This is a genomic window from Nitrospirota bacterium (assembly GCA_016212215.1).
Classification (GTDB): Bacteria; Nitrospirota; 9FT-COMBO-42-15; order HDB-SIOI813; family HDB-SIOI813; genus JACRGV01.
The window spans coordinates 19,763-27,765 of record JACRGV010000082.1; the positions used below are offsets into that span (position 1 = coordinate 19,763).

Sequence of the window (8,003 nt, forward strand, 5' to 3'; positions counted from 1 at the left end):
TGCCTCCCCCCGCAAAGGAGGGGGGAGGAATTTGGTAGGAGTTTTATTACAGCTCTCCCGCCAGGGGAGAGGGAGGCTAATGTTTATTTCCCCTCCCTTGACGGGAGGGGGTTAGGGGGAGGGTGAGCTATGGAGATTTTCAAGTGAAATATTTAGATACAATAAACAGCCCTGAAGACCTTAAAAAGATACCTGTGGAAGCACTGCCTGTTTTGGCAGTGGAAATCAGGGAGAGGCTTTTGGAGGTTGTTTCAAAGAACGGCGGCCATCTTGCCTCAAACCTTGGCGTCGTTGAACTCACTATTGCCCTTCACTATATATATAATGCACCGAATGACGCTATAGTCTGGGATGTGGGCCATCAGGCTTATGTACACAAACTGCTCACAGGCCGCAGGGACAAGTTTAATACTTTAAGACAGTATGGCGGTATCAGCGGCTTCCCTAAACCGGATGAAAGTAATTACGATGCCTTCATTGCCGGTCATTCAGGAAACTCATTGTCTGCTGCCTTGGGGCTTGTAGAAGCAAGGGATAAGAAAGAGAAAAAAAACAAGGTTATCGTAGTTATAGGTGACGGCTCAATGACAGCAGGTATGGTGTTTGAAGGCTTAAACCATGCCGGTGACCTCAAAAAAAATATCATAGTAATACTGAATGACAATGAGATGTCCATATCAAGAAATGTTGGGGCAATATCATCTTATCTAAGCAAGATCATCACAGGAGAAATCTATACAAAGGTAAAAAAAGAGACTGAGCATATCATAAAAAACATCCCCCGAATTGGGGAACCAATGCTCAAGGTTGCCAAAAAGGCAGAGGAGTCAGTAAAAGGTTTAATGGGACCCGGCACCCTTTTTGAGGAACTTGGGTTTAAGTATATCGGACCTATAGACGGGCATAGATTTGATCACCTGTTTCCGACACTGGAAAATATTAAGAAATTAAACGGGCCTGTACTCGTTCATGTAGTAACAAAGAAAGGTAAAGATTATCCCCCTGCGGAAAACGACCCTGCATCCTTTCATGGTGTACCATCATTTGATATAACTACAGGGAAACCATTAAAAAAGTCAGATATACCAACATATACTAAAATATTCGGGCAGTCACTTATCAGGCTGGCAGAAAAGGATAAAAAGATTATAGCCATTTCAGCCGCCATGCCGGAAGGAACCGGGCTGATACCTTTTGCAGAAAAATTCCCTGACAGGTTCTATGACGTAGGTATCGCAGAACAGCACGGCGTAACCTTTTCCGCCGGTCTTGCCACAGGAGGTTTTCATCCGGTAGTTGCCATATATTCTACCTTCCTTCAGCGGGGCTATGACCAGATTGTACATGATGTGTGCCTTCAGAACCTGCCTGTTACTTTTGCAATTGACCGTGCCGGTCTTGTTGGAGAAGACGGACCGACCCATCACGGGACGTATGATATAAGTTACCTTCGTCACATCCCTAATATGGTACTTATGGCCCCCAAAGACGAAGATGAGCTGCAGAATATGCTTTTTACATCAGTAAATTACAATGGGCCTTCTGCAATAAGGTATCCGAGAGGGGCGGCCATTGGAGTTGAATTAAATCCTCAGTTTAAGTTACTGGAGATAGGTAAAGGTGAAATAATACTCGAAGGAAGTGACGCTGCTATTCTTGCCATCGGTAACATGGTATACCCTGCTATTAATGCATCAGCAATACTTAAAAAGAATGGGATAGATGCAGCAGTTGCAAATGCAAGGTTTATTAAACCAATTGATGAATCATTAATCCTGAAACTCGCTTATAAATATAAAAATATCATTACTGTTGAAGAAGGGGCGCTGTCAGGAGGTTTCGGGAGTGCTGTTTTAGAGGTGCTGGAAAAGAATTCTGTGACCGACGTAAGGGTAAAAAGGATAGGCATTCCAGACAAGTTTATTGAACACGGCTCAATAAAGGAATTACATAATATTTACGGACTTAATGCGGAAGATATTGCTGAAGAGACTATGAGTTTTGTTAAGACACAAAACAACCGAACACTACGGGGACTTTTGCGGAATATAAGATTTTAAGGAAATATTCAAAAGTCTTAGGCTCACAAAGCTTGAAAATAAGGCCCCCTCACCCGGACCCTCTCCCGCCAGGGGAGAGGGAGGCTAACGTTTATTCCCCCTCCCTTGACGGGAGGGGGTTAGGGGGAGGGTGGGCAAGGGGAAATTTGAGCAAGAGCAAAATACGGTTGGACACGCTTCTTGTAGACAGGGGGCTCGTTTCCACCAGACAACAGGCAATCAGCACTATACTATCAGGAAATGTATATTTAGAAGGTCAGCAGGCAGATAAGGCAGGAAGGTTAGTTTCAGAAGATGCAGAAATAAGTATCAAGGCGCAGATGCCGTATGTAAGCAGGGGCGGTCTTAAATTAGAGGAGGCCTTACGAACTTTTAAAATAAGTGTTAGTGAAAAAGTTGCAATAGATATTGGGGCATCAACAGGCGGTTTTACAGACTGCCTTCTGCAACACGGTGCGATAAAGGTTTATGCAATTGATGTAGGATATGGACAACTGCACTATAAGCTCAGGAATGACCCACGGGTAAGAAACCTTGAAAAGACACATATTCTAAAACTTGATTGGGCACTCATAACTGACCATATTGACATAGCAACTATAGATTTATCATTTATTTCTGTTACTTATGTATTACCTGTTGTAAGAGAACATCTGCCGGCAGATTGTTTGATTGTGGTACTTGTTAAGCCGCAATTTGAGGTTGGAAAAGGCGAGGTTGGAAAGGGCGGCATAGTCAGGGACATGGATAAAGTGCAACTGGCCGTTAAGAAAGTTCAGGATTTTGCAGAAGGAATAGGATTCGAGGTCAGGGGGCTGATACCATCTCCTATTTTAGGGCAGAAGGGGAATGTTGAGTACCTTTTGTATCTTGGTAGACAAATTACACCATAATCTCACAAATGGTGAACAATCATGAGCGGGGCGCTCACAAAGGATGATGAAAATGAGGCCCCCTCACCCGGACCCTCTCCCTGAGGGAGAGGGTGCTTAGTTTTTATCCCCTCCCCTTCAAGGGGAGGGTTAGGGTGGGGATGGGGTTGATTTTCAGATGAAATAACATGGAGGGAATTAAATTATGAACATTTCTGTTGTTGGTTCAGGTTATGTTGGACTTGTTACAGGTGCGTGTTTTGCTGAGTTTGGTGTTATTGTTACTTGTGTAGATATGGACCAGAATAAGGTTGATCTGCTTAACAAGGGTATTGCCCCTTTCTTTGAACCCGGGTTAGAAGAGCTAATGCGAAAGAATATGAATGAAGGGAGGCTCAGGTTTTCTAATAACACGGCTGAAGCAGTAAGGAATTCTGAGGTCATATTTATTGCAGTCGGCACACCCTCCCGCAAAGACGGTTCAGCCGATCTGTCTTACGTAGATTCTGTTGCGAGAACTATCGGAGAGAATCTCAATACCTACAAGGTAGTGGTTACAAAAAGCACTGTACCTATCGGTACCGGCGAAAGGATACGGAAGATTATTCAGGATATGGGCGGCAATGACCAATTTGATATTGTATCTAATCCTGAATTCCTGAGAGAGGGTTCTGCAATCGGAGATTTTATGAGACCGGACAGGGTAGTAATCGGAGCGGCAGGTGATCGTGCAATTTCAGTCATGAAGGATTTATATCGCCCCCTCTATCTGCTTGATACACCGTTTATAATAACTGACATTGAGACATCCGAGATGATTAAGTATGCATCAAATGTGTTCCTTGCAACCAAGATATCTTACATCAATGAAATCGCCAACCTTTGTGAAAAGGTCGGGGCTAATGTACAGATAGTGGCTAAGGCTATGGGGCTGGATGGAAGGATAGGTTCAAAGTTCCTGCATCCTGGACCTGGTTATGGAGGTTCGTGCTTTCCTAAAGATGCAAGGGCATTACTCCAGATTGCCGAGAGCCACGGATATGATTTCAAAATAGTAAGGGATGTAATTCAGGTTAATAATTCTCAAAGGGATCGCATGATAGAGAAGATAGACCATGCTTTGAGAGGTATTCAAGGAAAGACCCTCGGCATATTGGGTATTTCTTTCAAACCCAACACAAATGATATAAGAGAGTCTCCGTCAGTAGACATAATACAGGGGCTAATCAGCAGAGGTGCTGAAATAAAGGTCTTTGACCCTGCGGCTATGGCAGATGCGAGAGAGGTGCTCGGAGGGACAGTTACATACTGTAATGATGCCTATGATACTGCAAGCAATACAGATGCCGTTGTCCTTGTCACCGAGTGGAACCAATTCAGAAATCTTGAACTGGAAAAACTAAAGGGCCTGATGAAGCATCCGATCTTTATAGACGTTAGAAATGTATATGACCCTGAAAGGATGAGGAAAAACGGGTTTGACTACTACTCCGTAGGGAGGAGCTGAAAGAGAAGTAAGAGGCAAGAGGCAAGAAGTAAGAAACAAGAAAACTGAGGTAAGAAGAAAGAGGGATTCGCTAACATTTTCTTGCTTCTAACCTCTAACTTCTTACTTCTAACTTCTGCTAACTATAGACTAAGAAAGAAAGGACTATGCAAAAATGAGGATTCTGGTTACAGGCGGGGCAGGGTTTATTGGGTCTCATATAACAGACAGGCTGGTATTAGAAGGTCATAGTGTCTCGATTATTGATAACCTGTCTACCGGTAAGGTTGAAAATCTGAATAAAGATGCGAAGTTTTATAAGATAGATATTGTAAACCCCAGGATTGAAAGGATATTTAAAAAGGAACGGCCTGAGCTTATATGCCACCTTGCAGCTCAGATGGATGTACGAAGGTCTGTTGCTGACCCTGTATATGATGCACAGACTAATATTCTTGGTATGCTTAACATACTTGAGCACGCCGTACACTACGGAACCCGGAAGGTGATATTTTCTTCTACAGGCGGCGCAGTGTATGGGGAAGGAGGACCTCTGCCGACACCTGAGACTCATCCGCCTCAGCCATTAAGCCCTTATGGTATAAGTAAACTTACAGGTGAACACTACCTTTTTTTCTATAATGCTACTTATGGATTAAATTATACTGCCTTAAGATTTGCCAATGTTTACGGCCCAAGACAGGACCCGTTCGGTGAGGCAGGAGTAGTTGCTATCTTCACACAAAAGATGCTAAGAAATGAACAGCCGGTCATAAACGGCGATGGGATGCAGACCAGAGATTATGTGTTCGTCGAAGATGTTGTTGATGCAGTAATGGCGGCGGTTTCAAGTGAAACAAACGACATATTAAATGTAGGTACAGGCATAGAAACAACGGTAACTGAACTGTTCAGGCACTTAAAAGAAATAACAGAAAAGAAAATTAAAGAGGTGCATGGCCCTGCGAAAAAGGGAGAACAGGCAAGGAGCTGTTTGAATTGTAAGAAGATTAAAAAGGTTCTCGGCTGGAAACCAGGGGTTCCTATTAAAGAAGGGCTTTCAAAGACTGTGGACTTTTTCAGAGGAGGTCTTTAAAGACCTTAATCCCCTGCTAAGGTTATTGAATTCACATTATTTACAGGGATTGTTATCCACTGGTTATCTCCCTGAAGTTCGATATTCTCTTCAGTCACCTCAATAAGAATTCCGCAATATTCAATTTCTCCTGCATGTATCCTGACACGTTTGCCTGTCATTTCGATTAAGTTATTCACTCGAAAACCACCCCATCCCCACCCTAACCCTCCCCTTGAAGGGGAGGGAACAAACTTAGTACCCTCTCCATCAGGGAGAGGGTCCGGGTGAGGGTGGGGTACTCATTGCCATTTATGAGTCGAATGCTCATTCTGTTTTACCTAACTTCTTACTTCTAACCTCTTGCTTCTTACTTCTGCTTACTATCTAAATATTTTCCCCGGATTCAATATGTTATTCGGATCAAACACCTTTTTAATCTCCTTCATAATCCCAATCACCCTCTCGCCCTTCTCCATTGAAAGGTAGGGTGCCTTTGTAAGCCCTATGCCATGTTCGCCGGAGATGCTTCCATCTAATCTGATGGTTGCCTCAAAAAGGGATTTTACAGCCTCCATAGCCCTTTTGTATTCGTCCTTATCCCTGTCATCTATCATAACATTTACATGGAGATTACCGTCTCCGGCGTGTCCGAATGTAACTATCTGAAGATTATGTTTTGATGCAATCTCACCAATCTCATGCACGAGGTCAGACAATCTGCTCCTCGGTACAACTACATCCTCATTTATCTTAGTTGGATTTATCTTGTAGAGGGCAGGAGAAATCGCCCTCCTCGCCTTCCATAATCTCTCCCGATCATTCACAGAATCTGCTATCTCAACATTTAATGCCCCGGCCCTCAAACATATATCCCTAACATTCTGCAGTTCTACTGCAACTATATCCTGTTTACCATCAAGTTCAATTATTACCATTGCCCCGCTGTTTTCCCGTACGCCAACCGGAAGAAGCTCTTTTACAACCCTTATAGATTCCCTGTCCATAAATTCAAGCACAAGCGGTTTTACTGAGGACTTTAAGATGTGATCAATTGCAGACACAGCGCTATGAAGGTCAGGGAAAACTGCTGCAGCAGTAACAATCTTTTCAGGCAATGATGCAAGCCTTACGATGGCCTTTGTTATAACTCCCAATGTCCCTTCTGAACCTACTATCAGCCTTGTAAGATCATATCCTGCGGTACTGCGTGTTGTCTTTGTCCCTGTAGATATTATCTCACCTGTAGCCATAACCAGCTCTAATCCCATCACATAATCTTTTGTTGTACCATATTTGATCCCTCTTGCACCGCCGGCGCCTGTTGAGATGTTTCCGCCGATTGTGCAGAAGTTTACACTCGAAGGGTCAGGAGGATAAAATAAGCCTTCTGACTCTGCCGCCTTCTGGAGGTCCTTTGTTATAACACCGGGTTCAACAATTGCATAGGAATCATCCTTATTAATCTCAATTATCCTGTCCATGTTTTGAAGTGACAGGACAATTCCGCCTGTAACAGGGACAGAAGCACCTGCAAAACCGCTCCCTGAACCACGCGGTACAACAGGTATCTTTTCTTTATTGGCAATCTTGAGAATAGAGGCCACTTCTTCAGAAGACTTCGGCCTTAAAAGCAGTTCAGGCAGGACTTCTATGCGGGTAGCATCATAAGAATAGCAGAGCAGACTCTCTTTATCAGTTATAACTGATTCCCTGCCCACAATCTTCTGCAGGTTATCTATAACCTCTTCCGTAACCACGAAAAGATTTTAACATATTAAACAGGTAAGAGGCAATTACCTCTTACCTATTACCTCTTACCTGTCTTTTCATAACAGACTCAAGTTTAGAACAAATTTAGTCTTCCGGTTAGACGAATAAAATGTTTTTCCAATATTTTCCCTGGGTAAAGTACAAGAGTATTTCCGGTTTCTGTTGCGTCCGGAACATACATACCGAGAATTCTATTACTGTGATATGCAGCTCCACTCAACATCTGAGATGTATCATAAGCATCCGGTTTTTCCCTTGTTTGTACCAGATTCTCCCGATGAATCTGCAAAACTTTCATGACATCCGGATCAGTCAGGTCAAGTATTCCGTCAACCTGAATATTAAAGCTGAGTAAGATATTAGGTACCCTGCGGGACGCAAGAAGCCCCCGTTTTTCAAGGGTAGCCTTGCAGACTTCTGCCCGATCGCAGAAGTAAAGGGCGCCGAATTGCTCTGAAATATTATAGCGGTTTCTGAAAAAGTAAGATGGTCCGTCCTCAAGGGCGTATTCAGCAGCGTGTGCCGGGACTGCCCGGAAGAAAGTCCCTGTGATTGAACGAAGAGTAATATTTGTAAGAAGGGTATTGAACGGTTGATTCATCCGAAAATAACCCCCCCATGCCCCCCCTTGAACAAAGGGGGGGATTGCCGTTGGCCATTGAGCACCAAAGGAACTTTCCCCCCCTTAACAAGGGGGGGCTTGGGGGGGTGGTTTTCATCCTCCTTTGTGAAACCTC

General features: G+C 43.7%; 7 protein-coding genes. 4 read left to right on the forward strand and 3 right to left on the reverse strand.

Annotated elements, in window-relative coordinates; genetic code table 11:
• Positions 1-143: 143 nt before the first annotated feature.
• From HZA08_07570 to HZA08_07585, 4 genes are all read left to right on the forward strand, one after another.
• Positions 144-2,060 (forward strand): 1-deoxy-D-xylulose-5-phosphate synthase, encoded by a 1,917-nt coding sequence (locus HZA08_07570; GenBank protein MBI5193283.1) that lies wholly within the window; start codon positions 144-146, stop codon positions 2,058-2,060.
• A 146-nt stretch (positions 2,061-2,206) separates the two neighbouring features.
• Positions 2,207-2,953: a TlyA family RNA methyltransferase gene (locus HZA08_07575; GenBank protein MBI5193284.1), complete on the forward strand. Its 747-nt coding sequence runs from the start codon at positions 2,207-2,209 to the stop codon at positions 2,951-2,953.
• A gap of 184 nt (positions 2,954-3,137) precedes the next feature.
• Positions 3,138-4,439, forward strand: a complete 1,302-nt coding sequence (locus tag HZA08_07580) for a UDP-glucose/GDP-mannose dehydrogenase family protein (GenBank protein MBI5193285.1) — start codon at positions 3,138-3,140, stop codon at positions 4,437-4,439.
• A 154-nt stretch (positions 4,440-4,593) separates the two neighbouring features.
• The gene (locus HZA08_07585) at positions 4,594-5,514 is read left to right on the forward strand and encodes an NAD-dependent epimerase/dehydratase family protein (GenBank protein ID MBI5193286.1); all 921 of its coding nucleotides are present in this window, start codon (positions 4,594-4,596) and stop codon (positions 5,512-5,514) included.
• 5 nt (positions 5,515-5,519) lie between these two features.
• Here HZA08_07585 and HZA08_07590 read toward each other — a convergent pair whose 3' ends face one another.
• From HZA08_07590 to HZA08_07600, 3 genes are all read right to left on the reverse strand, one after another.
• Positions 5,520-5,693 (reverse strand): hypothetical protein, encoded by a 174-nt coding sequence (locus HZA08_07590; GenBank protein ID MBI5193287.1) that lies wholly within the window; start codon positions 5,691-5,693, stop codon positions 5,520-5,522.
• A gap of 183 nt (positions 5,694-5,876) precedes the next feature.
• Positions 5,877-7,253, reverse strand: coding sequence for an FAD-binding protein (locus HZA08_07595; protein ID MBI5193288.1), 1,377 nt, complete (start codon positions 7,251-7,253; stop codon positions 5,877-5,879).
• An 86-nt stretch (positions 7,254-7,339) separates the two neighbouring features.
• Positions 7,340-7,867, reverse strand: a complete 528-nt coding sequence (locus tag HZA08_07600) for a hypothetical protein (protein ID MBI5193289.1) — start codon at positions 7,865-7,867, stop codon at positions 7,340-7,342.
• Between the last annotated feature and the right edge of the window lie 136 nt (positions 7,868-8,003).

Coding starts and splice junctions, on each gene's coding strand:
- HZA08_07585 (MBI5193286.1), top strand. CDS start 4,594: ATGAGGATTCTGGTTACAGGCGGGGCAGGGTTTATTGGGTCTCATATA.
- HZA08_07600 (MBI5193289.1), bottom strand. CDS start 7,867: ATGAATCAACCGTTCAATACCCTTCTTACAAATATTACTCTTCGTTCA.
- HZA08_07580 (MBI5193285.1), top strand. CDS start 3,138: ATGAACATTTCTGTTGTTGGTTCAGGTTATGTTGGACTTGTTACAGGT.